Annotated in this window: 22 protein-coding genes and 4 pseudogenes; 12 read left to right on the forward strand and 14 right to left on the reverse strand. The window is 68.2% G+C overall.

Annotated features, from left to right (window positions below; translation table 11 throughout):
- Positions 1-82 precede the first annotated feature (82 nt).
- On the forward strand, positions 83-589 hold the full coding sequence (locus ACFYRY_RS21465) for a hypothetical protein (RefSeq protein ID WP_389147718.1): 507 nt from the start codon (positions 83-85) through the stop codon (positions 587-589).
- 87 nt (positions 590-676) lie between these two features.
- On the opposite strand, the gene ACFYRY_RS21470 is transcribed toward ACFYRY_RS21465, so the two are convergent.
- The 4 genes from ACFYRY_RS21470 to ACFYRY_RS21485 form a co-directional block, all read right to left on the reverse strand.
- Complete coding sequence (locus ACFYRY_RS21470) at positions 677-916, reverse strand: hypothetical protein (RefSeq protein ID WP_389147720.1); 240 nt, start codon at positions 914-916, stop codon at positions 677-679.
- 69 nt (positions 917-985) lie between these two features.
- Positions 986-1,888 carry a hypothetical protein gene (locus ACFYRY_RS21475; protein ID WP_389147723.1) on the reverse strand — a complete coding sequence of 301 codons (903 nt, stop codon included), beginning with the start codon at positions 1,886-1,888 and terminating at the stop codon, positions 986-988.
- 182 nt (positions 1,889-2,070) lie between these two features.
- Entirely contained in the window at positions 2,071-3,606 is a 1,536-nt protein-coding gene (locus ACFYRY_RS21480; RefSeq protein ID WP_389147726.1) for a cellulase family glycosylhydrolase, read from the reverse strand.
- 189 nt (positions 3,607-3,795) lie between these two features.
- On the reverse strand, positions 3,796-4,761 hold the full coding sequence (locus ACFYRY_RS21485) for a WD40 repeat domain-containing protein (RefSeq protein WP_389147728.1): 966 nt from the start codon (positions 4,759-4,761) through the stop codon (positions 3,796-3,798).
- Positions 4,762-4,859: 98 nt separating this feature from the next.
- Between ACFYRY_RS21485 and ACFYRY_RS21490 the strand changes: the two genes are divergently transcribed.
- Together ACFYRY_RS21490 and ACFYRY_RS21495 are read left to right on the forward strand one after the other, a co-directional pair.
- Entirely contained in the window at positions 4,860-5,543 is a 684-nt protein-coding gene (locus tag ACFYRY_RS21490) for a GDSL-type esterase/lipase family protein (RefSeq protein ID WP_389147731.1), read from the forward strand.
- A 569-nt stretch (positions 5,544-6,112) separates the two neighbouring features.
- Entirely contained in the window at positions 6,113-7,105 is a 993-nt protein-coding gene (locus ACFYRY_RS21495; RefSeq protein ID WP_389147734.1) for an aldo/keto reductase, read from the forward strand.
- A 158-nt stretch (positions 7,106-7,263) separates the two neighbouring features.
- On the opposite strand, the pseudogene thpR reads toward ACFYRY_RS21495, so the two are convergent.
- Positions 7,264-7,823, reverse strand: a pseudogene (gene thpR / locus ACFYRY_RS21500) (RNA 2',3'-cyclic phosphodiesterase).
- 112 nt (positions 7,824-7,935) lie between these two features.
- On the opposite strand from thpR, the gene ACFYRY_RS21505 reads away from it, so the two are divergent.
- A complete protein-coding gene (locus tag ACFYRY_RS21505) occupies positions 7,936-8,523 on the forward strand; it encodes a Uma2 family endonuclease (RefSeq protein ID WP_389147736.1) in 588 nt (195 codons plus the stop codon).
- Between the two features lie 12 nt (positions 8,524-8,535).
- On the opposite strand, the gene ACFYRY_RS21510 is transcribed toward ACFYRY_RS21505, so the two are convergent.
- On the reverse strand, positions 8,536-9,957 hold the full coding sequence (locus tag ACFYRY_RS21510; RefSeq protein ID WP_389147739.1) for an MFS transporter: 1,422 nt from the start codon (positions 9,955-9,957) through the stop codon (positions 8,536-8,538).
- A 27-nt stretch (positions 9,958-9,984) separates the two neighbouring features.
- Complete coding sequence (locus ACFYRY_RS21515; RefSeq protein WP_362449553.1) at positions 9,985-10,422, reverse strand: MarR family transcriptional regulator; 438 nt, start codon at positions 10,420-10,422, stop codon at positions 9,985-9,987.
- 149 nt (positions 10,423-10,571) lie between these two features.
- On the opposite strand from ACFYRY_RS21515, the gene ACFYRY_RS21520 reads away from it, so the two are divergent.
- A complete protein-coding gene (locus ACFYRY_RS21520) occupies positions 10,572-10,754 on the forward strand; it encodes a ribbon-helix-helix protein, CopG family (protein ID WP_356777854.1) in 183 nt (60 codons plus the stop codon).
- A gap of 48 nt (positions 10,755-10,802) precedes the next feature.
- Here the strand turns inward: ACFYRY_RS21520 and ACFYRY_RS21525 are convergent, their stop codons facing one another.
- The gene (locus ACFYRY_RS21525) at positions 10,803-12,254 is read right to left on the reverse strand and encodes an NCS2 family permease (protein WP_389147743.1); all 1,452 of its coding nucleotides are present in this window, start codon (positions 12,252-12,254) and stop codon (positions 10,803-10,805) included.
- A 168-nt stretch (positions 12,255-12,422) separates the two neighbouring features.
- Here ACFYRY_RS21525 and ACFYRY_RS21530 point away from each other — a divergent pair, with 168 nt between their 5' ends.
- The 3 genes from ACFYRY_RS21530 (at position 12,423) to ACFYRY_RS21540 (ending at position 15,643) form a co-directional block, all read left to right on the forward strand.
- Complete coding sequence (locus ACFYRY_RS21530; protein WP_389147746.1) at positions 12,423-12,704, forward strand: DUF2530 domain-containing protein; 282 nt, start codon at positions 12,423-12,425, stop codon at positions 12,702-12,704.
- 154 nt (positions 12,705-12,858) lie between these two features.
- Positions 12,859-15,246: a cation-translocating P-type ATPase gene (locus ACFYRY_RS21535; RefSeq protein ID WP_389147749.1), complete on the forward strand. Its 2,388-nt coding sequence runs from the start codon at positions 12,859-12,861 to the stop codon at positions 15,244-15,246.
- Between the two features lie 61 nt (positions 15,247-15,307).
- Positions 15,308-15,643: a hypothetical protein gene (locus tag ACFYRY_RS21540; protein ID WP_389147753.1), complete on the forward strand. Its 336-nt coding sequence runs from the start codon at positions 15,308-15,310 to the stop codon at positions 15,641-15,643.
- Here the strand turns inward: ACFYRY_RS21540 and ACFYRY_RS21545 are convergent.
- The 6 genes and pseudogenes from ACFYRY_RS21545 to ACFYRY_RS21570 all read right to left on the reverse strand — a co-directional run.
- A pseudogene (locus tag ACFYRY_RS21545) lies at positions 15,640-16,451 on the reverse strand (IS5 family transposase). The gene ACFYRY_RS21540 and the pseudogene ACFYRY_RS21545 overlap by 4 nt on opposite strands.
- A 186-nt stretch (positions 16,452-16,637) precedes the next feature.
- The gene (locus ACFYRY_RS21550; RefSeq protein WP_389147756.1) at positions 16,638-17,480 is read right to left on the reverse strand and encodes a hypothetical protein; all 843 of its coding nucleotides are present in this window, start codon (positions 17,478-17,480) and stop codon (positions 16,638-16,640) included.
- A gap of 193 nt (positions 17,481-17,673) precedes the next feature.
- Positions 17,674-18,600 (reverse strand): hypothetical protein, encoded by a 927-nt coding sequence (locus tag ACFYRY_RS21555; protein WP_389147758.1) that lies wholly within the window; start codon positions 18,598-18,600, stop codon positions 17,674-17,676.
- Between the two features lie 175 nt (positions 18,601-18,775).
- Positions 18,776-19,648, reverse strand: coding sequence for a calcium-binding protein (locus tag ACFYRY_RS21560; RefSeq protein WP_389147761.1), 873 nt, complete (start codon positions 19,646-19,648; stop codon positions 18,776-18,778).
- Positions 19,649-19,708: 60 nt separating this feature from the next.
- Positions 19,709-20,488 (reverse strand): DUF5707 domain-containing protein, encoded by a 780-nt coding sequence (locus tag ACFYRY_RS21565; protein WP_389147763.1) that lies wholly within the window; start codon positions 20,486-20,488, stop codon positions 19,709-19,711.
- Positions 20,489-20,747: 259 nt separating this feature from the next.
- Positions 20,748-21,014 (reverse strand): annotated as a pseudogene (locus tag ACFYRY_RS21570) (hypothetical protein); the annotation flags it as partial.
- Positions 21,015-21,049: 35 nt separating this feature from the next.
- On the opposite strand from ACFYRY_RS21570, the pseudogene ACFYRY_RS21575 reads away from it, so the two are divergent.
- The 4 genes and pseudogenes from ACFYRY_RS21575 (at position 21,050) to ACFYRY_RS21590 (ending at position 24,161) form a co-directional block, all read left to right on the forward strand.
- Positions 21,050-21,362 (forward strand): annotated as a pseudogene (locus ACFYRY_RS21575) (polymorphic toxin type 27 domain-containing protein).
- Between the two features lie 34 nt (positions 21,363-21,396).
- A complete protein-coding gene (locus tag ACFYRY_RS21580; protein WP_389147766.1) occupies positions 21,397-21,804 on the forward strand; it encodes a hypothetical protein in 408 nt (135 codons plus the stop codon).
- Positions 21,805-22,537: 733 nt separating this feature from the next.
- Entirely contained in the window at positions 22,538-23,839 is a 1,302-nt protein-coding gene (locus ACFYRY_RS21585) for an ATP-binding protein (protein ID WP_389147768.1), read from the forward strand.
- 31 nt (positions 23,840-23,870) lie between these two features.
- Positions 23,871-24,161: a hypothetical protein gene (locus ACFYRY_RS21590; RefSeq protein ID WP_389147771.1), complete on the forward strand. Its 291-nt coding sequence runs from the start codon at positions 23,871-23,873 to the stop codon at positions 24,159-24,161.
- Positions 24,162-24,243 lie beyond the last annotated feature (82 nt).

Below are 24,243 nucleotides of genomic sequence, written 5' to 3' on the forward strand. Positions count from 1 at the left end.
GTTGAACCCCTCCCTCGCGCCCCCGACACTGTTGCTCCCATGCGCCCGCCTCGGGCGATGCGACGAAGGGGACGGCGGGGCGATGGCCAGACCGATATCGGGCACCGTGCAGGTCGCGGTGCGGCACATACTCAGCGACAGAACGACCGGTGTCGTCACCAGAACGCGGACCATCAAGTGGCGTGACACCGACTACCGTGTGCGCCGGCCGGCGACGGGCAAACAGAGCGTGGAGCTGACCTGCTCCGTCTGCGAGGCCTCCCTGCTGGCCGAGGTACGCGACGAGGGCCGCACCCGCCGCGCCTCGGCCGCGCACCTCATCCTCGCCGCCCTGTGCGCGGTCATTTTCGTCGCCTCGCTCGTCTACGCCGTCCACCAAGGCGGCAAGACCCTGCCGGAGGGCGAGTCCAGCCCGGCCCTGTTCCCCGTCAGCATCATCGCGATCTTCGTGATGTTCGTGGCCGCACCCGTGCTCTACGTCCGCGGCCGCGCCTACAACGGCGTCAGCATGCTCGACGCCCCCAAGCCGCGCCGCGGCCACGCGATCGTGCCGATCCGGGGACCCGTCGCCGCCACCCGACGCCCTTGACCCTTGCGTACGACGGGCGTGGGCACCCGGCGCGCGGACACCGAGCGCCCTCCACCGTGTGAGGCGTTCACCGCGCCTTCGTAGGTCCTACTCCTCGGCGAACAGTTCCTCGGCACTCGTCACACTGAGGGAGCGGCCGAGCCAGCCTCCCAGCACGTCCAGATCGGAACAGCCCAGGACCCGGTCCCGGACTGCGTCGGAGATCTCGATGGCGCGCGAGCCGAGGATATGGAGGATGGCCTCGGCACGGCTCTCGGCACGACCCGCGAGCCAGGCCTCTTCCACGATCGTGCCGCTGCCGGGGAAGTTCGGGGTGTAGGTGGCCATCAGTTACCTCCGATCGATCGAGCTGTACCCGGGGAATGAGATGCCCGCCGGGGGCGCCCTTCGTAGGTCCTACTCCTCGGCGAACAATTCCTCGGCACTCGACACGCTAAGGGAGCGGCCGAGCCAGCCTCCCAGCACGTCCAGATCGGAACAGCCCAGGACCCGGTCCCGGACCCCGCCGGAAACCTCGATGCCGCGCGTGCCAAGGATCTGGAGGATGGCCTCGGCCTCGCCCTTGGCACGGCCCTCGGCCTCGCCCTTGGCACGACCCGCGAGCCATGCCTCTTCCACGATCGTGCCGCTGCCGGGGAAGTTCGGGGTGTAGGTGGCCATCAGTTGCCTCCAAAGGTCACGGGCCGGGCCATCGCCCAGACCGATCTCGACGTATTCCGCCCAGTCATCACTGCCTTCATCCCGGCCTGCCAGCGCTGCCGCCAGCGCCTCCAGTATCGCAGGCAGACCCGGGTCCTTGGCGTGAGCGAACGCGGAGAACACAGCAAGGGGAACGTCCTCCGCGGCCTCGTCCGCATCGGTGATCACGGACAGGTTCCCGGGACCGAGCACCAACGGGAACACGAGCATGCTGGTGTGGAAGCGACGCCCGATCCGGATGGGCTCCGCCGCCCACGCGGCCGTCGCCTTGTCCCTGCAGAGCACCACGAGGAAGGGCGGCAGCCTGTACTTGGCGTGCATGTGCGCCAAGTAGTACGTCCAGCTGTTGCGCTTGTCCGGGTCCGGCTTGCCCTGCGACTCAACGGCGAGCAGGAAGCCGCCTTCGTCGTCGGGCACGTGGACCCGGAAGATGCTGTCCACTCGACGCTCCATGGGCTTGATCTCGGTGAGATCGGTGTCCAGGAGATCGATCGAGGTGTACTCGGGGAACGAGATGCCCGCCCGGGGCAGGATGCGGGCCAACAGCCCCGGGTCCTCCCGGAAAATCCTGTGCATCGCGTCGTGTGGTGAGCTGACCATGCAACGGAACGTAACCGGGTGAACACACGATCCATGGTCATACGGCCGCATGATCACCCGGACGGATGAACACACCGCCGACCTATGTCGGTTGAGAGTCTTTCCGCTGTCCGGCGGCGGCACCGACACCCCCGCCCGCCACACGGTCAAGGGCGCCCGGCACCCACCGGACGCCCCTCCGCTCACGTCGCCGTGCAGCTCACACTCGGCACGCCCCCGCCGCCGGGTGCGCCCCCGAACCCGAAGCTCGCCGAACCGCCCACCGGGACCGCCCCGTTGTGATCGGCGTTGACGGCGGTCACGCTCGCGCCGGACTGGGTGTACGACGCGTTCCACATGCTGGTGACCTTCTGCGAGCCGGGCCAGGTCCAGGTCACCTTCCAGGACTTGAGCGCGGTGGTGCCCGAGTTGGTCACCTTGACCTCGGCGTTGAAGCCGCCGCCCCAGTCGCTGCTGACCGTGTACGCGGCGGTGCAGGCGGCCGTGCCCCCTCCCGGACCACCGGGACCACCCGGATCACTCCCGCCGACCGGGAACCCGGGCGCCTTGACGCTCGCCAGGTACCCGTCCTTCACGGTGTCCACCGTCGACCAGTCGTCCTTCAGGATCCCGCCCGTGTCACCGGAGTCGGGGTTCCACGACCAGAACGTCCAGTGGAAGGAGTCGGCCCCGTACGTCGACGTGGGCCGCAGGTAACTCACCAGCGCGGCCAGCCACTTCTGGTCCACCGCCGACTGAAGGGTGGTCCCGAACTCGCCGACCCACACGGGCGCGATGTTCTGCTTGAAGATGTACCCCCAGTACTTGTCCCAGATCCCCGGCATGTTGTTCGGGAAGGCCGGGTCGCTGAACCAGCTCTGCTGGGCGACGCTGGTGGCGTAGTCGTGGGCGGAGTACACGACCCGGTTCGCCACGTCGAGTTGCACCGGGTACTGGGCGACACCCATCAGGTTGCCGCCCCACCAGCCGGAGACACCGTTGAAGGTCTGCACGCCCTCGACAAAGATCAGCAGCGCGGGGTTGACGGACAGCACCGCGTTCCCGGCGCGTTGCGCGGCCAGCCGCCAGTCCTTCGTCGTGTCGCCGCAGCCCCAACAGGCGGGATCGTGGGGCTCGTTGTGCAGGTCGATGCCGACGACGGTGGGGTTGCCCTTGTACCGGGTCGCCAGGGACTTGAGGTTGGTGATCCACGTCGACTCGGGCACCGCCGCCGTGTACCAGAGCGCGGACTGGCCGCCGGAGTCCGGGCGGTGCCGGTCCAGGATGACCTTGAGGCCGTCCTGACCCGCGTAGGCGACGATCTTGTCCAGCACACCCAGCGAGCTGAGCCCTTGCAGGCCGGCGTTCTTGCCGCCGGAGAAGTCGATGCTGTCGGGGACGGTGGAGCTCTTGAAGATGTCGTCGCTGTACGGGATGCGGAGGGTGTTGTACCCCAGCGACTTCATCTGGTCGATCATGCTCTTGTAGTCCCGTGACCAGAGCCCGTGGACGACGTGGTTGCCGGTCTCGAACCCGAACCAGTTGATCCCGGCCACCCGAACCGGCTGCCCGGCCGCGTCCAGGATCTGACGGCCACTGGTGTGCCAGTACCCGGCGCCGGCCTCGGCCGCTCGCACGGTACCGGGCTGGGCCGCGTGGGCCGTTTGCGCGCCGGCCCCCAGTGGCAACAGGAGCGCGGCCGCCGCCGCGCACAGCGCTCTTCGCAAGCTGCGGAACATGTCGCTGCTTCCTCTCGGGAGGCGCGGGCCCGGAACGGGTGGGAGCGCTCCCACTCCCGCACCTCCCATGGAAGTCAGGTCACATGGACACGTCAATAGAGGGGACGTCACCTTGTGCGCGGCGCGGTCCACAGATGTTCGTCAGCGAGCGTGACGCGAACTCAGGAACGGCGGATCAGGAAAGGCCGCTCAGGAACGGCGGAACAGCCTCCGCAGTCCGAAGAGGGCAACGACCGCGACCACCGCGAGCGCGCCGACCTTGACGTTGCCGCTCGTGACGACGCCGCCACCCCCGGACGCGCCGGAACTCCCGTCCTCCGAGGGCGACTTGGCACCGGAGCCGCCGGGCGCGTCCTGCGCCTCCACCTGACTGTCGGCGCCCTCCATGCCGAGCAGGATCTTCTTGCCGTCGACCGAGTAGGAGACGGACTCCCCCTGTCCGAGGGGCACGCTGATCCGGCCGCCGCGCTTGAGGGCGCCGTCGTTCCAGTCGTACCAGAGACCGCCGAAGTACCCGCGTACGACGAGCCGTTGGCCGTCCGGCGAGAACGCGGCGTCGGTGGCCCACAGGTCGATGGGCTTGACCGGCTTGAAGAGGTTCGTGCCCGAGGGGGACAGGGTGGCGGGGCCCTCGTAGAGATGCCCGCCGTCCTCCTGCTTGTCGATGATGTAGACGCGGCCGGTCTTGGGGTGGACCAGGAGGGACTCGGCGTCGCGGGAGCCGTTGCTGTACTTCACCACGTACTGGGTGCCCTTGACGGACTGGTCCTTGAGGACCTTCGGCTCGGGCAGCTTGTAGATCCAGACGTAGGGCCAGGTCACCCCGTCGTTGTCCCCGATGTCACCGACCCAGAGCTCGTTGTCGGGGCCCATCGCGATCGCCTCGACGTCCCTAGGGGTGCCCACGCCGGTCATGGTGATCCTGGCGACCGTCTTCCCGGTGGCGCTGTCGACGGCGTACAGGTAGGCGCCGGTGTCCTGGTCGTTGTGGGTCCAGTAGATCCCGGGATGCTGCCGGGAGGCGGCGAGTCCGCTGGACTCGGTGATACGGGGGTCCGAAATCGTGAACCCCTCGTCTCCGTCCGCGGCGGCGGCCGGCATGGCGAGCACACCGACGAGGAAGCCCGCGGCAAGGAACGCAAGGGAGCGACGCATGGCCCAAGCCTGCCATCCCGACCCAGGCGTACGGGCGCGTGGCGGGCCTCACACGCTCGCGCACCCCACCCGTCGAGGAGATCGTCCATCATGATCGGATGCTCAGGATCATGCCGGTCGGCGACTCCATGACGATCGGAAGCGCGGGCGAACACACCTGGCGCTACTGGATGTGGCGCCACCTGCACGCCACCCACGACGGCCCGTTCGCCCTGGTCGGCCCGCGTGAGGCGCTCCACGACAAGGTGACGGACGCCCCCACCTCGTACGCGTACGCCGACCCGGACTTCCCGCGCGGCCACCTGGCCGGCTGGGGCGAGGGCTGGCTGCACATGGCCCCGTTGATCGGCGGGGCGGTACGGGAGACCGGGGCGGACGTCCTCCTCGTCTCGCTCGGCCTGATCGACCTGGGCTTCTACACGAACGCCGAGCAGACGGCCCAGAACGTCCGGGCCTTCGTGGCGGGCGCGCGGGAGGCCAACCCGCTCATACGCGTCGTCCTGCTGCCGGTGATCCCCAACATCCGGGCCCGGACGGACGCGGGCTTCGCGACACAGGTGGGGATCTTCAACGACCTGCTGGCGAAGACCGTGGCCGACCTGGACGGGGCCCGCTCGCCCCTGCTGCTGGCGTCGCTCCCGCCGTCGTACGACATCCACACCGACACCTACGACGGCACGCACCCGAACGAGAGCGGCGAGCACAAGATCGCGGCGGCGTTCGCGGACGCGATGTATCAGGCGTGGGATGTGGCGGGGCCGTATCCGGCCGAATGTGATTGACCGAATCGGGGCGTGCCCTGGTCACCGCGCAGATCGTTTTACCCTACGGCCGCACTCGCCCCGGTCACAGCCGGGGAGAAGCGCCACGACGACCGTCCCTGAAGACAGGATCGAGATGGCCGAGGGGAACGAGAACAGCGCCAGTGCGGGCGGGCCATACCTCGACGCGCTGTTCGAGTGGCTTGAAGAGAGTCCCACCCCTGAGGGCTACAAGAGCGAGATCGTCGGGGGGGGGGAGCATCTTCCTGTGGCCGCAGAGGGACACCTCTTGGAACATCACCATCGATATCCTCGAGCAGCTGCGCGCCAAGTACCCGCTCAAGCGCCTGTTGCACGACGTCCGTATCGACTACCCGGGCGACCTCAACGGTTTCGCCTCAGACGTGACGCTCTTGGCCGACGGCGCCGACAAGGACGGCAAGGGCCTCCTTCGACACCAGGGCGTCGAGTTCGTCGCCGCTCACCGGCACCGTCGTGGACCTCGTCCTCAAGACCGCCGAGTTCCCCCGGGACTGAGGCAGTCAAGCCTGCTTGCGTAGAGCGCACTCCAAGTCGTTGGCTTGGGAACCATGGAGTACACGCAGCTCGGACGCACGGGACTCAAGGTCAGCCGACTCGTCCTCGGCACCATGAACTTCGGTCCGCAGACCGACGAAGCGGACAGCCACGCGATCATGGACGCGGCGCTGGACGCGGGGATCAACTACTTCGACACGGCCAACGTCTACGGCTGGGGCGAGAACAAGGGCCGCACCGAGGAGATCATCGGTAGCTGGTTCGCCAAGGGCGAGGGCCGCCGCGACAAGGTCGTACTCGCCACCAAGGTCTACGGCAACATGGCCGGTGACGGCCCCTCCTGGCCGAACCACGACAAGCTGTCCGCCGTGAACATCCGGCGCGCCGTGGACGCCAGCCTGAAGCGGCTGCAGACCGACTACATCGACGTCTACCAGTTCCACCACATCGACCGCTCGACTCCCTTCGAGGAGATCTGGCAGGCGATCGACGTCCTCATCCAGCAGGGGAAGATCCTCTACGTCGGGTCGTCCAACTTCCCCGGCTACAAGATCGCCCAGGCCAACGAGATCGCCGCCCGGCGCGGCGGCACCATCGGTCTGGTCAGCGAGCAGTGCCTGTACAACCTGGCCGAGCGCCGCGCCGAGATGGAGGTCATCCCGGCCGCGCAGGAGTACGGCCTCGGGGTCATCCCCTGGTCGCCGCTGCACGGCGGGCTGCTGGGCGGGGTCATCAAGAAGGAGGTCCAGGGCGGGCGCCGGGCTGGCGGGCGGGCCGCGGACACCCTCGCCGACCCCACCGCACGGGCACAGATCCAGGCCTATGAGGACCTGCTCGAGAAGCACGGGGTCGAGCCGGGTGAGGCCGCGCTGGCCTGGCTGCTCACCCGCCCCGGCGTGACGGGTCCGATCGTCGGCCCGCGCACCGCCGAGCAGCTCGACTCCGCCGTGCGCGCGGTCGAGCTGGAGCTGAGCGAGGAAGTACTGACCGGCCTGGACGAGATCTTCCCAGGTCCGGGGCCGTCTCCGGAGGCCTTCGCCTGGTAGGCGACAGCCCCCGGGGCTGTCGGCCCTCGGGAGTCTGTCGGCCGGCGGCGGTCGGGTCCTACCTCCCGACCGCCGCCGCCACCGCGACCACGACGAACATCAGCACGAGCGCACCGGCCATGATCCGGTTCCGGGTTTTCGGGTCCACGTCTTCGAGCCTAACCGGCCGCCTCCAGGGGCCAGCGGCCGACCGTCTCATAGCGGGGCTGTTCCCCCGGCACCCCGGACGTCGGCAGGTTGCTGCGGACCAGGGTCAGCTCGTCCACCGTCCAGGTACGGCTGGTGAACCCCTCCAGTGCCTCCAGGAAGGGGTGGACGTCCACCTCCTCGCGGCTGCGGGCCACCGTGAGATGGGCCTTGTACCGGCGGTGCTCCCCCATCGGTACGCCCGCCTTGCGCGCCGCCGACTCGGCCCGGTCCGCCAGCAGCCGCAGCGCGGGCACATCACCCTCCGCGCCCGCCCGTGCCCGAACTGCCCACCGCCGCGCACCGCCAGCGGGAAGGGCGCGGTCCGGTGCGCGGCCCGCGCCAGCCGTGCCGACAGTTCCGGTACGAGGTCGTCGTCCACCTCGCCGTAGAAGGCGAGGGTGTAGTGCCACCCGGGGCGACCGGTCCAGCGCAGGCCATCCGCGCCGGGCAGCTTCCGCAGCTCGGCCACCTCGGCGCCGAGTGCGCCGGTCACGTCCTCGGGGGGCAGCACGGCGGCGAAGAGTCTCATGCGACCAGTCTGCCCGCCGGGCTCGCACACACGGGCGTGTCCTGGTCACCGTGCGTATCGTTGTACTGCGCGGCTGCACTCGTCCACAGGGCAGCCGGGGAGGAGCGCCACGATGACCGTCGTAGACGACAGGATCGCCATGGCCGACGCCAATACCAAGCGCTTGGACGAGTGGTTCGAGCGGCTTGAGCGGATGCCCGTCCCCGAAGGCTTCAGGGTCGAGATCGTCGGGGGCAATGTCCATATGACGCCGCAGCGTGACACCCACTGGGAGATCATTCGCCGGATCGTGCGGGCCGTCGAGGACAGGTTCGGGATGGCCGTCAAGGTCTTTTCGGACGTACGCATCGACTTCCCCGGCCACGAGAACGGCTTCTGCCCGGACGTGGCCCTGCTCAGCGCGTCGGCGGTGAAGGACGACGAGGGACGCTGGCGCCATGAGGACGTCGAGTTCGTCGCCGAGGTCATCTCCCGGGGCACGGCCGCCAACGACTACGGCCCCAAGAAGACCGCGTACGCGCTGGCCGAAGTCCCCGTATACCTCATCGCCGACCCGTATCAGGGCAAGTGCCGTCTCTACCTCCACCCCAAGGACGGCGACTACGCGATCGAGACCAAGGTCTCGTTCGGAGACGACGTGGACCTCACCGGCACCGTCGTCGGCCTCACCCTCGAGACCGACGACTTCCCCCGCGACTGACGCCCGGAGGGCCTACGCCGCCGCTGCCAGCTTCTCCCGTTCCCGTGGTACGAAGGCGACTCGCGGATGTCCGCCGTTCCAGCCCACTGTCAGCCGCAGGTTGCCCACCCGGGCCAGGACCAGGCCGATCGTGACGGCCGCGGCCGCCGCGATGGCGCCGCCCACCGCCATGCCGACCCGGACGCCGTACGCGTCCGTGACCCAGCCGGCGATCGGGGCGCCCACGGGCGAGCCACCGAGGAAGACCATCATGTAGAGGGCCATCACCCGGCCCCGCATGGCCGGGTCGGTGGTCATCTGGATGCTGGTGTTCGCGGTGACGTTGACGGTCATGCCGAACATCCCGATCGGGGCCATGAGCAGGGCGAACAGCCACAGCGAGGGGGCCGCCGCGGCCACCAGTTCCATCGCGCCGAAGGCCACCGCCGCCGCGATCAGCACCCGCATCCGGGTGGTGCCGCGCCGGGCCGCCAGCAGGGCGCCCGCGAGGGAGCCGATCGCCATCAGCGTGTTGAAGAGGCTGTAGGACCCGGCGCCCGCGTGGAAGACGTCGTCGGCGAAGGCCGAGAGGTAGACGGGGAAGTTGAAGCCGAAGGTGCCGATGAACCCGACCAGGACGATGGTCCAGATCAGGTCGGGGCGCCCGGCGACGTAGTGCAGGCCCTCCCGCAGCTGGCCCTTGGCGCGCGGGGCGCGCTCGACGACGTGCAGGTCACGGGCGCGCATCAGCAGCAGGCCGGCGATGGGCGCGACGAAGGACAGGCCGTTGGCGAGGAACGCGTAGCCGGTGCCGACCCCGGTGATCATCAGGCCGGCGACGGCGGGGCCGACCAGGCGGGCCGACTGGAAGTTCGCGGAGTTCAGGCTGACCGCGTTCTGCAGTTGGCCGGTGCCGACCAGCTCGGAGACGAAGGACTGGCGGGCCGGGTTGTCGACGACCGTGGCGAGGCCGACGGTGATGGCGGCGAGGTAGACGTGCCAGACCTGGACGTGGCCGGAGAGGGTGAGGAGGGCCAGCGCGATCGCGGTGAGGGCCATCGCCGTCTGGGTGACGAGCAGCGTGGGGCGCTTGCGCAGCCGGTCGACCAGGACACCGCCGTAGAGGCCGAACAGCAGCATCGGCAGGAATTGCAGGGCCGTCGTCACGCCGACGGCGGTGGAGGAGCCGGTGAGGCTGAGGACCAGCCAGTCCTGGGCGATGCGCTGCATCCAGGTCCCGATGTTGGAGACCACCTGGCCGAGGAAGAAGAGCCGGTAGTTGCGGACCTTGAGCGAGCTGAACATCGAGGACTTGCGGGCGGAGCGTCCGGCGGGCGCCTGCGGGGAGAGCCCGGGGGTGGCCCGGGGCTCGGGAGCGAGTGGGGAGTCGTGGGCGGTCGGGGTGTCGTGGGTGGTCGGTGCGGGGACGGAATCTGCTCCGGGTCCCGTACTCAAAAGGGCTCGCCTCCTCGTGAACGCTGCCTAGCGGTGTGCGAGCTTCTCCAGTACGGGGGCGGCGGCGCGCAGTTTCGCCCACTCGTCCTCGTCGAGGCCGTCGACCAGGGTGGCCAGGAAGGCGTTCCGCTTGCGGCGGCTCTCTTCGAGCATGGCCTCGGCCTGCTCGGTCTTCGTGACGACTTTCTGGCGGCGGTCCTCGGGATGCGGCTCCAGACGGACCAGCCCCTTTGCTTCGAGCAGCGCCACGATCCGGGTCATCGACGGCGGCTGGACGTGCTCCTTGCGGGCGAGTTCGCCCGGGGTGGCCTTGCCGCACAGGGACAGGGTGCCGAGCACCGACATCTCGGTGGGGCTCAGCGACTCGTCGACCCGCTGGTGCTTGAGTCGACGTGACAGGCGCATCACGGCGGAGCGAAGGGAGTTCACGGCGGCAGCGTCGTCGCCATGGGTAAGGTCCGGCATCTCTTTAGGGTAACTCATTACTCTGGCTAAACAAGCTGGGAGCACGGCTATTGCCGTGACACGGGCCACTCACCCCGACCATCACCCTTACGAGTGACGCGGCGGCGGAAAGTGAACGTCAGTGGGAAATCTGCCGCGACCCTCATGTCATGGGGACCAGCGTGCTCAGCCTGCGGATCGACGGGGAGCTGCTCGAACGGCTCCGGCACCATGCGGCGAAGAGGGGGATGAGCGTCCAGGACTATGTGATCCGGACGCTCGTCCGCGACGACTTCGACGAGCGGTTCCAGGCGGCCGTCGAGGAGACGGAGAAGTTCTACGGGGTCACGTGAGGGCCCGGTGGGCCACGTGACCCCAAGGATCAGGCGAGGCCCGCCGGATCAGGTGAGGCCGAGGGCCGGCATCAGGTAGTAGAAGGCGAACACGGCCGACACGACGTACATCGCGGCCGGGATCTCCTTGCCCCGGCCGGCCGCCAGGCGCAGCACCACGAAGGTGATGAAGCCCATGCCGATGCCGTTGGTGATCGAGTAGGTGAACGGCATCATCACCATGGTCACGAAGGCCGGGACGGCGATGGTGTGATCGGCCCAGTCGATCTCCTTGACCGAGCCGGCCAGGATCAGGAAGCCGACCGCGAGCAGGGCCGGGGTGGCCGCCTGGGACGGGACCATGGTGGCGACCGGGGTCAGGAACAGCGCCACGGCGAACAGGCCGCCGGTGACGACGTTCGCGAAGCCGGTGCGGGCGCCCTCGCCGACGCCGGCGGTGGACTCGACGAAGCAGGTGGTGGCCGAGGAACTGCTGGCGCCGCCCGCGGCGACCGCGATGCCGTCGACGAACAGGACCTTGTTGATGCCGGGCATCTGGCCCTGGGCGTCGGTCAGGCTGGCCTCGTCGCTGACGCCCATGATCGTGCCCATCGCGTCGAAGAAGCACGACAGCAGCACGGTGAAGACGAACAGGACGCCGGTCAGCACCCCGACCTTGTCGAAGCCGCCGAAGAGGCTGACCTTGCCGAGCAGACCGAAGTCGGGGGTGGCGACGGGGTTGCCGGGCCACTTGGGGGTGGTGAGCCCCCAGGACGGCACCTTCACGACCGCGTTGATGATCACGGCCAGGACCGTCATGGTGACGATCGAGATCAGGATCGCGCCGGTGACCTTGCGGACGATGAGGGCGAGGGTGAGCAGGGCGCCCAGGACGAAGACGAGGACCGGCCAGCCGTTGAGGTGGCCGTCGGCGCCGAGCTGGAGCGGGACGGTGGTGTGGGCGACGTCCGGGATGCGGGAGATGAAGCCCGAGTCGACGAGGCCGATCAGCATGATGAACAGGCCGATGCCGATGGAGATGGCCTTGCGCAGGCCGTAGGGCACGGCGTTCATGACGCGCTCACGCAGGCCCGTGGCGACCAGCAGCATCACGACGAGGCCGGCCAGCACGACCATGCCCATCGCGTCCGGCCAGGACATCCTGGGGGCGAGCTGGAGGGCGACGACCGAGTTCACCCCGAGACCGGCGGCGAGCGCGATCGGCACGTTGCCGACGACACCCATCAGCAGGGTGGTGAACGCCGCGGTCACGGCCGTCGCCGTCACCAGCTGGCCGTTGTCGAGCTGGTGCCCGTACATGTCCTTGGCGCTGCCGAGGATGATCGGGTTCAGCACGATGATGTAGGCCATCGCGAAGAAGGTGGCGAATCCGCCCCGGATCTCACGGGGCAGGGTGCTGCCCCGCTCGGTGATCCTGAAGTAACGGTCGAGGGCGCCGTACGCGGGCGCGCCGCCCGATTGACGGGGCGTGGGGACCTTGGCGGGGGCCGGGCTGGGCATGCGGGACCTCATCACCAGCGGCTTTCCCCCAGCGCCTTTGGTGTTTCGTACGAAGAGAAGTGTCAGGACACAAACCGTTTCAGTATGAACATATGATCGACGGAACGCCATCTCCGCGCGTAGACCCGCGTAGGGAAGGGGCGGAGAGGGTGGCCGTAAGCTGTCCCCATGTCCGTGTTTTCCACGCGATCCCTCAAGCACGAGGCTCCGGAGCCCCTGGAGGGCCCCATCGTGCCCACCATCGTCGGTGGCACGATCCTCTGGTTCGTCCTCTTCCTGGTGCAGCTCCCCTTCTACGGCTGGTTCGAGGACCACGGCCACACCTGGTGGGTGTGGACCTGCCTGGCCGGGGGCGGGCTGGGATTCATCGGCATCTGGTACGTCCGCCGGCGGGACGCGGCGATCAAGCGGTCGGCCGACGAGGACTCACCGGTCACCGCCGCGGAGTGACCGGCGACCCACGGGCGCAGGCGCGTGAGCGTGAGTCCATGGGCGTGGGCTCGTAGTACCAGGGCATCACTCGCCCCCGCCCCTCTCCTCCGCAAGTCGGATCTTCCGCCCACTCGGCGGGTGAACGCGTAAATCCGCACGTACCGTCGGATGCATGACGCACATGGACGCGGGCGCCGAGGTGGACCCTGCGCACACCACGGCGGCCCCGGCGGTGACCGGTCTGAGCACCGCCGAGGTCGCGGAGCGGGTGGCTCGGGGCCAGGTCAACGACGTCCCGGTGCGCAGCAGCCGGTCCCTCTCCGAGATCGTCCGTGCGAACGTCTTGACCCGGTTCAACGCGATCATCGGTGTGCTCTGGCTGGTCATGCTGTTCGTCGCGCCATTCCAGGACAGCCTGTTCGGGTACGTGATCCTCGCCAACACCGGTATCGGCATCGTCCAGGAGTGGCGGGCGAAGAAGACCCTGGACTCGCTCGCCGTGATCGGGGAGTCCCGGCCGACCGTACGGCGGGACGGGGTCGCCTCCCAGGTCGCCACCGGTGACATCGTGCTGGACGACCTCATCGAGATCGGGCCCGGGGACAAGGCCGTCGTGGACGGGGTGTGCGTCGAGGCGGACGGGCTGGAGATCGACGAGTCGTTGCTGACGGGAGAGGCCGATCCGGTGGTGAAGCGGCCGGGCGACCAGGTCATGTCGGGCAGCTTCGTGGTCGCCGGCGGGGGCGCCTTCACGGCGACCAAGGTCGGGCGCGAGGCCTACGCCGCCCAGCTGGCCGAGGAGGCCTCCCGGTTCACCCTCGTCCACTCCGAGCTGCGCTCCGGTATCTCCACGATCCTCAAGTACGTGACGTGGATGATGGTCCCGACCGCGATCGGCCTGGTCGTCAGCCAGCTGTTCGTCAAGAACAACGACCTCAAGGACTCCATCGCGCGGACCGTCGGCGGGATCGTGCCGATGGTCCCGGAGGGGCTGGTGCTGCTCACCTCCGTCGCCTTCGCCATCGGCGTCATCCGGCTCGGCCGGAAACAGTGCCTGGTGCAGGAACTCCCGGCCATCGAGGGCCTCGCCCGCGTCGACACGGTCTGCCTCGACAAGACGGGCACGCTGACCGAGGGCGGCATGGACGTCACCGAGGTGCGGGCGCTGGGCGGCGACGAGTCGTACGTACGCCAGGTGCTGGGCGCCCTCGGCGCGTCCGATCCCCGGCCGAACGCCTCGCTCCAGGCGATCATCGACGCCTGCCCGGACGTCGAGGACTGGCGCTGCACCGAGTCGCTGCCGTTTTCCTCCGCCCGCAAGTACAGCGGCGCCTCCTTCCGTGAGGGCAACGGGGAGACCAGTACCTGGCTGCTCGGCGCGCCGGACGTGCTGCTGCCCGACGACGACCCCGACCTCGCGGAGACGGAGCGCCTCAACGAGAAGGGCCTGAGGGTGCTGCTGCTGGCCCGGGCCGTCCGCGACCTCGGCGATGCCGAGGTGGCCGCCGGTGCCCGGCCCGCCGCGCTCGTCGTACTGGAACAGCGGCTGCGGCCGGACGCGGCCGACACGCTCGGCTACTTCGCCGAGCAGGACGTCCGCGCGAAGGTCTTCTCCGGGGACAACGCGGTGTCGGTGGGCGCGGTGGCCGCCAAGCTCGGGCTGAGCGGCGCCACGGTGGACGCGCGCCGGCTCCCCGGCGACCGGGACGGTATGGCGGAGGCGCTCGACGAGGGCACCGTGTTCGGGCGGGTCACCCCGCAGCAGAAGCGCGAGATGGTGGGCGCGCTGCAGTCACGCGGGCACACGGTCGCGATGACCGGCGACGGCGTGAACGACGTGCTCGCGCTGAAGGACGCCGACATCGGGGTGGCCATGGGGTCGGGGTCGGAGGCCACCCGGGCGGTCGCGCAGATCGTGCTGCTGAACAACAGTTTCGCGACGCTGCCCTCGGTGGTCGCGGAGGGCCGTCGGGTCATCGGCAACATCACGCGGGTGGCGACCCTGTTCCTGGTGAAGACGGTCTACTCGGTACTGCTGGCGATCCTGGTGGCCTGCTGGCAGGTCGAGTACCCCTTCCTGCCACGTCACCTCACGCTGCTGTCCACCCTGACCATCGGCGTCCCGGCGTTCTTCCTGGCCCTGGCGCCCAACAAGGAGCGGGCCCGGCCCCACTTCGTCCGGCGGGTCATGCGGTACTCGATCCCCGGCGGGGTCGTGGCGGCGATCGCGACCTTCGTGACGTATCTGATCGCCCGTCACTACTACACCGGCAGCGGCGCGTTGGAAGCGGAGACCAGCGCCGCCACGCTGACGCTCTTCCTGATCTCCATGTGGGTGCTGGCGATCATCGCCCGCCCGTACACCTGGTGGCGGATCGCCCTGGTCGCGGCGATGGGCGCCGCGTTCCTGGTGGTGCTGGTGGTGCCGTCACTCCAGAACTTCTTCGCGCTGAAGCTGGTCGGGGTGACGATGCCGTGGCTGGCGGTCGGCATCTCGGTGGTGGCGGCGGCCGTCCTGGAACTCGCGTGGAGGTGGGTCGACCGCCGCGTTGTCGCTTAGCGCTGGGCTAAGAGCTCCTAACAGAATGACCTGCTCAGCGTTTGGTTGCTAGTGTCCGACGGTGACCCTGACGGACCTCAGCAATGGTTTTCGTGACGATGATCAGCGGCGACGCGTCCAGGCTGTCATCCATGATCGTCTTGCAGACGACCGCGAGCCGCAGGAGTGCCGCTACCTCATGAGGTTCTGGTGGCAGCTGTGCATGTCGTACCAAGAGGTGCCGATGAAGGAACTCAGCCTGAACGTCCGCGAGCCGAAGCTGGCCGTGCTCGAATGGCTGATCAGTGCCATCAGGACGTCCCATGACGAGATCGATGAATGGGCTGCCACCATGCAGGAAGCCTTCCCAGTGATTCAAGATCGCGGGTTCAGGGCCGCCTCGGAGAGCAACAGCTAACGCAGCAGCCCAAGTTGCCGGTGGGAGATGAGGCAGCAGGCAAGTCTGAGGAACGCTTCGTGGATGTCGGCTCGTCGTTCCCAGCGGATGCGTAGGCGTCGGAAGCCGTGAAGCCAGGCGAAGGTGCGCTCGACCACCCACCGGTAAATGCCTAGGCCAGTGCCGTGCCGGGTTCCGCGGCGGGCGATGGCCGGCACGATGCCGCGAGCGCGGACCTGGTCGCGGTAGATGTCGTGGTCGTAGCCGCGGTCCGCGAACAGCGAGTCGGGTTTGCGCCGTGGCCGTCCAACGCGGCCACGGACCGGCGCAATCGCGTCGAGCAACGGCAAGAGCTGGGTGACGTCGTTGCGATTGCCGCCGGTCAGCAGGATCGCGAGCGGAGTGCCGTGTCCGTCGGTGATGAGGTGGTGTTTTGATCCGGCTCGCCCACGGTCGACCGGCGAAGGGCCCGTGTGCTGCCCCCTTTTAGGGCCCTGACGTGGGACGAGTCGACCACGCACCGGGACCAGTCCAGCCGTGAGGCTGCGTTCAGCTCGGCCAGCAGGACCTCGTGCAGCCGCTGCCACACTCCAGCCTCGTTCCAGTCCCGCAGCCGTCGCCAGCACGTCATGCCCGAGCCGAAACCGAGGTCCTGTGGCAGGTACTCCCACTGGATCCCGGTGTGCAGCACGTACAAGATCCCGCACAGTACTTCCCGGTCCGGCAACGGCTTGCGGCCTGGATACCGGAACCTGCGCTCATGCTGGGGCAGCAGCGGCTCAAGGTGAGCCCACAGCTCATCCGACACGATCCAAGGCGACATCCCCATACCGGGCCGAACGCTCAACTCCCGCCCCGGACACGGCAACCAGGACTGATCCACCTCATTGTGTTAGCCGTTGTAAGGCCGACGATGCTCCCGTTGTGTGTCGTCTGCGGGAGCATCGTGGCTTGTCGCGCACACGCGGCGGAGCCGCATGTCTGTACAGCCCCGCGCCCCTATAAGGGGCGAGTTCTACTTGACGTCGACGTAGTCGCCGGTGGCGCTGACCGCCGGGGTGGTCGAGGTGCCCGCGAAGCTGAAGCGCCAGTAGCCGTCGTAGGCGGCCGTGGCGGTGGCCTTCACGTTGCCGGACGAGTCCGAGGTCACGGTCTTGACCGTGGTGTACGTGGTGGTGCCCGCCTTGCGGAACTGGAGCTTGACCGGCTGGACGGTGTAGCCGTGGTACTGGCCGTCCTCCCAGTTGGCGCGGGACAGCTTGCCCGTGGAGGTGATGGTCTTGCCCTTGTAGACCGGCTCGGGACCGGCGTTCACGGTGAGCTTGGAGTAGCGCTGCACCAGGGTGGTGGCGAGGGCGCCCTGGTCCTTGTAGCCGACCTTGCTGTAGTCGATGCTGCTGGACGACGGGTCCTGGCCGTTGAAGGCGGTCGCCTCGGCGGCGGCGTGCCAGGTACCGGCGTCCGCGTTGGTGAGGTCGCCCTCGGCGGGGTCGATGTCGACGGAGCCGGTGCAGGTGGCCGTGGTCGACGAGGTCGTCGTGCAGGTGGAGAAGTCGTGGTCGTAGATCTCGTTCGTCGGGTCGTCGAACGAGCCGCGGTAGATGAAAGCGTCGGTGAAGAAGTCGTCCGCCGTGATGTCGACGTCCGAGCCGTGGGTCAGCGTGTAGGTGACCTTGGCGGAGACCTCGTTGGTGGTGCCGACCTTGATCGCCGAGGCGATCTTGAAGTTGGAGAAGCTGACGTCCAGCGTGTACGGGGTGCCGGAGTCGACCGCCTGTGCCGCCGGAGCGGTGAGGGCGGTGAGGGCCAGGGCGCCGGTCAGGGCGGAGACGGCGGCCAGCGTGGCTCTTGTGCGCATTGCGTTCCCCTGGGGGAGAAGTGATCGAGGAGTCTGTTGACTCACGCGATCAGATCCACGAGGGGCGGGGCGGGTTGTAGCCGCTCCACTGGATTTGGCCGTTGCATGGGCAACGTTTGGCTTCCGCATGACGAAAGCGGAACGCCGGCCTCAGTAGGGCGTGAGGCCGGCGTCCTGTCGCTGTCGCCGCTGGTTACGACGTCACGTCGACGTAGTCGCCCGCGGAGTTGACCGCCGGGGTCGTCGAGGTGCCCGCGAAGGCGTAACGGAAGTAACCGTCGACCGACGCCTTCACGGTGGTGCTCAGGTTGCCCGTGGAGTTCGTCTTGACGGTCTTGACGGTGCTGTACGTGCTGGAGCCCGCCTTGCGGAACTGGAGCTTGACCGGCTGGCCGGTGTAGCCGTGGTACTTGCGGTCCTCCCAGTTGGCCCGGGACAGCTTGCCCGTGACGGTGATGGTCTTGCCCTTCTTCACCGGCTCGGGTGAGGCGTTGACCGTCTGCTGGGAGGTCCGCTGGACCAGGATCTTGCCCAGGCCCTCCTGCACCTTGTCGACGCGGGTGCTGTAGTTCATGGCCAGCCCGCCGCCCGACCAGGTTCCGGCGTCGGCGTTGGTCAGCCAGTCCTCGTCCCGGTCGATCTCGATCGCGCCCTTGCAGTCGGCTGTGGTCGCCGAGGTCGCGGTGCAGGTGGCCGGGTACTCACCGAACAGCATGTTGCTGGCGTTGTCCATCGACGAACCCTTGTACAGGAGGGGGCCGTTGGCGAAGTCGTCCGCGTTGATGTCGACGTCGGCGCCGTGGGTCAGCGTGTAGGTGGCCGTGACGGAGACACTGCCACTGGTCCCGACCTTGACCGACTTGGCGATCTTGAAGTTCGAGAAGCTGACATCGAGGGTGGGCGGGGCAGGGGCACGGAGCGCGGTTCTGCCCGAGCCGGACGAGTCGGATGACCCGGACGACGCGGACGACGCGGACGAGGTGAGGTGCGACAACGCCTGCTCGGCGTGCGCACGGTAGGAAGAGGCGGAAGAACCGTCGCCGGCCTGCGCGACCGGGACGGCGAACGCGGACAGAGCGAGGGCGCCGGAGACGGCGGCCACGGTGGCACGTATGCGCATGCTGATCCCCCACATGGAAAAGGGCTCCGGGGTGGTCGTCCCCATGAGCCTGTTGAGTCACGTAGTCAGATGCGCGGCGGATGGGAAAGGTTTCACCGCGGCGCCCACCGCTGCGAACGAGAAGGGCGCCGGCGGAAACTCCGCCGGCGCCCTCTCCGCTCCTACCTCACATCGTTTATCGCACGTCGACGAAGTCACCCGTGGCGTTGACCGCCGGGGTCGTCGAGGTGCCCGCGAAGCTGTAGCGGAAGTAGCCGTCGACCGACGCCTTCACGGTGGTGCTCAGGTTGCCCGTGGAGTTCGTCTTGATGGTCTTGACGGTGGTGTAGGTGTTGGAGTTCTTCTTACGGAACTGGAGCTTGACCGGCTGGCCGGTGTAGCCGTGGTACTTGCGGTCCTCCCAGTTGGCCCGGGACAGCTTGCCCGTGACGGTGATGGTCTTGCCCTTCTTCACCGGCTCGGGGGAGGCGTTGACCGTGAGCTTCGAAAGCCTCTGGACCTTCTGGGTCTTGTAGAAGTCGTTCCAGTAGATCTCGCCGTCCTGGGACAGGACGGCCGCGGTGACATGCCAGGTACCGGCCAGCGAGTTGGCGTACAGCTCGCCTTCCCCGTCGTCGTCCGCGCCGGGCGTGATCGTGATGGTGAGCTTGCACTTCGACGTCGTGGCGCTGGTCGCCGTGCAGGACGCGGCGTCCTCGCTCGGCGGGAGGTAGCCGTCGATGTTGTCCAGGTTCGCGCCGTGCCAGAGGTCGATGTAGGCGTCCTCGATGCCGCTCGGGTGGCTGGCGGTCAGGGACACGTTGACCGTCTTGGCGACGGTGGTGCCGAGAACGATGTTCTTGCCGGCGTTCACCGTCACGTTGGAGACGGTGGGCGCGGCGGTGGCCACTCCGAACGCCGACCTGGCGGACGAGGTGCCGAAACGCTCCGCGACGCTCGGCCGGTCCAGGCTCGGCGCACCCTGCCCGGCGGCCTGCGCGGCCGGGACGGCGAGGGCGGAGAGGGCCAGGGCGCCGGAGACGGCGGCCACGGTGGCACGTATACGCATGCGTTCCCCGATGAGAGAAGACGAATGAGAAGAGACGGACGAGAAGGGCTGAGAGAGTGCTTAGTTGACGTCGACGTAGTCACCCGCGGCGTTGACCGCCGGGGTCGTCGAGGTGCCCGCGAAGCTGTAGCGGAAGTAACCGTCGACCGACGCCGTCACGGTGGTGCTCAGGTTGCCCGTGGAGTTCGTCTTGATGGTCTTGACGGTGGTGTACGTGCTGGCGCCGGCCTTGCGGAACTGCAGCTTCACCGGCTGCGCGGTGTAACCGGCGTACTTGTTGGCGTCCCAGTTGGCGCGGGTCAGCTTGCCCGTGACGGTGATGGTCTTGCCCTTCTTCACCGGCTCCGGGGAGGCGTTGACCGTCAGCTTCGACAGGCGCTGGAGCTGGAAGGTCTTGGCGTTGTCCTTCTGGACGAAGTCGCCGTCCTTACCGGAGGCGATGACCCAGACCTTCCAGGTGCCGGCGACCGCGTTGATGGCGTTGTAGCCCGGCTCGAGGTCGTAGGTCGCCTTGCAGGTCGAGGTGGTGGCGTTGACCTTGGTGCACTTGGCGTAAGAGTCGCTGGTGTTGGGGACGGCGGCGCTGTCGGCGTTGTCGAAGTCCGAGCCGTGCCAGAGCAGGGCCATGGCGTTCTTGACGCCCGAGTCGTCCTTGACCGTGAACGAAACCGTGACGGTCTTCGTCGCCGTCGAACCGACGACGACGGCCTTGCCCGCGTTCACCGAGATGCCCGAGACAGCCGTGTCGCCGTACGAGTCGTCGGCCTGAGCGGCCGGGACGGCGATCGCGGAGAGGGCGAGGGCGCCGGTGACGACGCCGAGGGTGGCACGCATGCGCATGTAACTTCCCCGTGGAGAAAGGGGGCCCCGACACCCGTCGTTCCACACGGCTCGTGGTTTCGTACGGGGCCCAAGTGATCGTGGAGCCTGTTGGCTCATGGGGTCAGATCCATGACGCGTGGGAATGGTTGTACGAACGGTGAGAGTTTTGTGTGCGAGGTTTCAAGGCCGCCCGCACGCGCCCCGGTTGCTGTGCCGCCCTACCTGACCCTCTCTGCCGAAACGGCCGCCCCGCCCGTCCGCCCAGGCTCAATCGAACCCAGCGATCCCGCGCCAACTCCCCTGTCCGTGACGGGGCTTCCAGCAGCACCGCCACCTCGAACCGCCGCGGCCACTGGCCCGCCGCCCAGGCGAGACCGGCGGCCACGCCCTCCAGGGTGGCGGCGTGCCGGGTGCCGTCCGCCGTCAGACGCCGTTCCAAGTCGACTCCGGACACGACGAGTTCCTCGTGCTAGACGTAGGTCGTGGGGGTGCGGGCGCCCAGCAGGACCCGTACCGGCTCCGGGACCTCGTGCTCGGTGCCTTGGAGTCGACCTCACGCGTGACGGGCGTCCGATCTGGATGGCTGGCGTCGAGAAGGCACTGGACGATGAGTCGGTGAAGTTGAGCATTTCACTGGACGGTGTTCCAGACGCGAAGACTGCGGCGGAGGCCCTGAACAAACTCGTCGAGCGCGGGAAGTGTGGGTGGCGACTGGCGAGCGGTGGCCACGCCAGGAAGCAACAACGGCACCGCATGGGAAGTGGCGACGTTGCGTCTCAAGGTGCTTCTTGGACGCCGGAACTTCGACGCCGTCGACTGGTACTTCACCAAGCCGGGTGACAAGGTGCCGAGCCTCGTCAAAGACATGCCGAAGCCGGACTGGGCCCAGTGACCCGCAAACCCCCAGGACAGGAAGAAAACAGAGAATGCCGGATTTCGTACGAGAGGGACGTCTGTTCCGGGTGGTCAGCTTCTCGGCGTCGCACCGGCAGCTGCTGCTGCGCAGCGACGCCACCGCGATCGACGCAACGGACACCCGCGTCGAGGTGTACTTCGGTCATGTGGAGCTGATGCTGCTCAAGCCCATCTACGAGAAGGGCATCCACGTCCGCCGGGCATCGGAGGCGGAGTTCGCAGTGCTGAAGGAGCGCCATGGCCTCCCCGCGGACGATGCGGCCTTCACCTGGATGATCGAACCGGACGGGGACAGCTTCGTCGTCTCCGGCGATCCTTCTTGGCGGGAGGCGGACCGCGAGTTCGAGGACCCGTCCCTGTTCGACTTCAACCAGCCCTGGCCCCCGGACTTCCCCGTGGAGTACGGCAGCATCAGCTGAGGGGGATGACACGCTGAGGGCGTCCACAGGGGGCGCCCTCAGCGCCGTGCAGACCCCTTCGCTGGTGAAGGGGTCTGCCTCGTTGCGGCACATCGCGCGGGACTGCCGTCAGGTCCACGCGACCTTTGTCGACAGTCGCATAATTCCCCGCGCCTAAGATCATGGAATGGACCGTGGGGACGGCGGACTCACTGTCGTCATGGCCATAGGGAAGAGAGAGCCGCGTCGTCATCCCCAACGACCGGCGGGTTCTCGGGCCGCCTGTCACGGACTCAGCCACAGGTGGGGAATTACGCGATCGTGAAACCAGTGATCGTGACAAATACGCGACTGCACATCGGTGCGGGAGCTGAGCGGCGCGGACGGCCGCGACCACGCGTCGTTGCTGGACATCCGGCTCTTGCAGCGGGCGCTGACGACCGCATCGTCGAGCCCGTCAGCCCGCGGCAGCTCAGTGTCCGGGGCGAGTCGGTGTCGGCCAGGGCCGGCCGGTGATCCCCGCCGGAGAGGCATGGGAGCCCGTCGGGCCCCGTACGACGTCGAGTCGTCTTCCACATCTTCGGGCTCAGCAGCGGCCCGGCACAGCGGCCGTCATCCATGCCGGGACCGAGTCTCTAGTCGGCCCGGGTGATCCGCACGGTGACGCCGTTGCTGCGGGCGTCGCATGGGGAACGATCTTTCGACATCGACCGGGCAGGAAGGGACGACCACCGTGGCCGCAGCATCGTTCCCGGTGACAGCTGATGAGCCCGAGCGGCTGCGTGTCCTTGAGCGGTACGGCATCCTGGCGGCATCGGCTCCACCGGACCTGGCGTCACTCGTCGAACTCGCCGCCTACACCTGCCAGGTCCCCCACGCGGTGATCAACATCATCTCCGCCGAGCACGCCAACCTGATCGCCTCCCTCGGCTTCGAACCGACGCAGTGCGCCCGAAGGGACTCCATGTGCGCGGTCACCATCGTCGAGCCGGAGCCGGTGTTCGTCCCGGACGCCAGACTGGACCCTCGCTACGCGGACAACCCCTACGTCAGCGGCGCCCTCGGCGACATCCGCTTCTACGCCGCCTCCCAGCTTCGGGCCCCCGAAGGACCAGTCCTGGGCACCCTCTGTGTCTTCGACACCGAGGTCCGCCGCCTCACCGCCTCGCAACGCGACGCGCTGGACAAGCTGGCCGGCATGGTCGTCGACGTCCTCGACCTGCATCGTCACCAGAGGCTGCTGCACCAAGCCCTGCAAGCCGCCGACGAAGCACGCGCGGAACTCGAACGCTCCAACTCCGCCCTGCAGCAGTTCGCCGGACAGGTCAGCCACGACCTGAGGAACCCGCTGACCGGCATCCTCGGTCACGCCGACAACCTCATCGACATCCCGGCGATCGCCGGCGACCCCGACGCCTCGTTCTGCGCCCAACGGGTCATCAGGTCCGCCAACCGCATGCGCACCATGATCGAGGACGTGCTCGCCCTGGCCGGCGCGGGCGGACAACTCCACCTCGAAACCGTCGACCTGAACGCCCTCGTCCACGCCGTCATCGAGGACCTCGACAGCCCCATCCGCACCCACGGCGCGCGCGTGACAGTCGAGAGACTGCCCATCCTGAGCGCCGACCCGACCCAACTGCGCGTGCTGGTGCAGAACCTCGTCAGCAACGCCCTCAAATTCCGCAAACCCGAACGACCATGCCAGATCGCCCTCACCGCCGAACCTCACCCGCACGCTTGGGACATCGCCGTCATCGACAACGGCCGCGGCATCCCGCCGCAGGACCGGCAGCGTGTGATGGACATGTTCACACGTCTGGACAACGGCATCGAAGGCTCCGGCATCGGGCTGGCCACCTGCCATCGGATCGCCACAGCCCACGGCGGCAGCCTCCGCCTCGAAGAGACCCCCGGCGGCGGCACCACCGCCGTGCTCACCCTGCCGAGCGACACCGCAGCGAACCAACTTCGCTCTGAGAGACCACCGGGTGCCGGACCACGGTCAGGTGATACGCCCGGCCAGGCAGTTTCGTTTGGATCAGCAGGTGGCTGACGGCGGTCGTTCCGGGTGGCAGCCTGGGACGATGAGCCCCTGGAACACCTCCACCGAGGACCACCTGCGGCATCTGCTCAACGAGTGGGATCCGGTGGGCGTCGCTGACGACGTGCGGGACGAGTACGACTGCATACTCGCCCCTCTCCTCCAGCGGCTCGGTTCCGGCGCCGGCCGGACCGAGATCAGTGAATTCCTGCGGCACCAGCTGGAAGATCACTTCGGTCTCGACCCTCTGGGCGTGCGGCCGGAAGCCATGGCCGACCGGGTGATGGGATGGTGGGCATCGATCGACCCGGTTGATGGTGTGGCCAGCACATAGCCGCGCCTTTCCGACCGTCCGGTGCCTTCGACCGGGGAGGCCTACAAGCAGCGCAACACTGTGAGCAGTGCATCAACCGCGA

The sequence above is a fragment of the Streptomyces sp. NPDC005263 genome, assembly GCF_042872365.1.
Classification (GTDB): Bacteria; Actinomycetota; Actinomycetes; order Streptomycetales; family Streptomycetaceae; genus Streptomyces.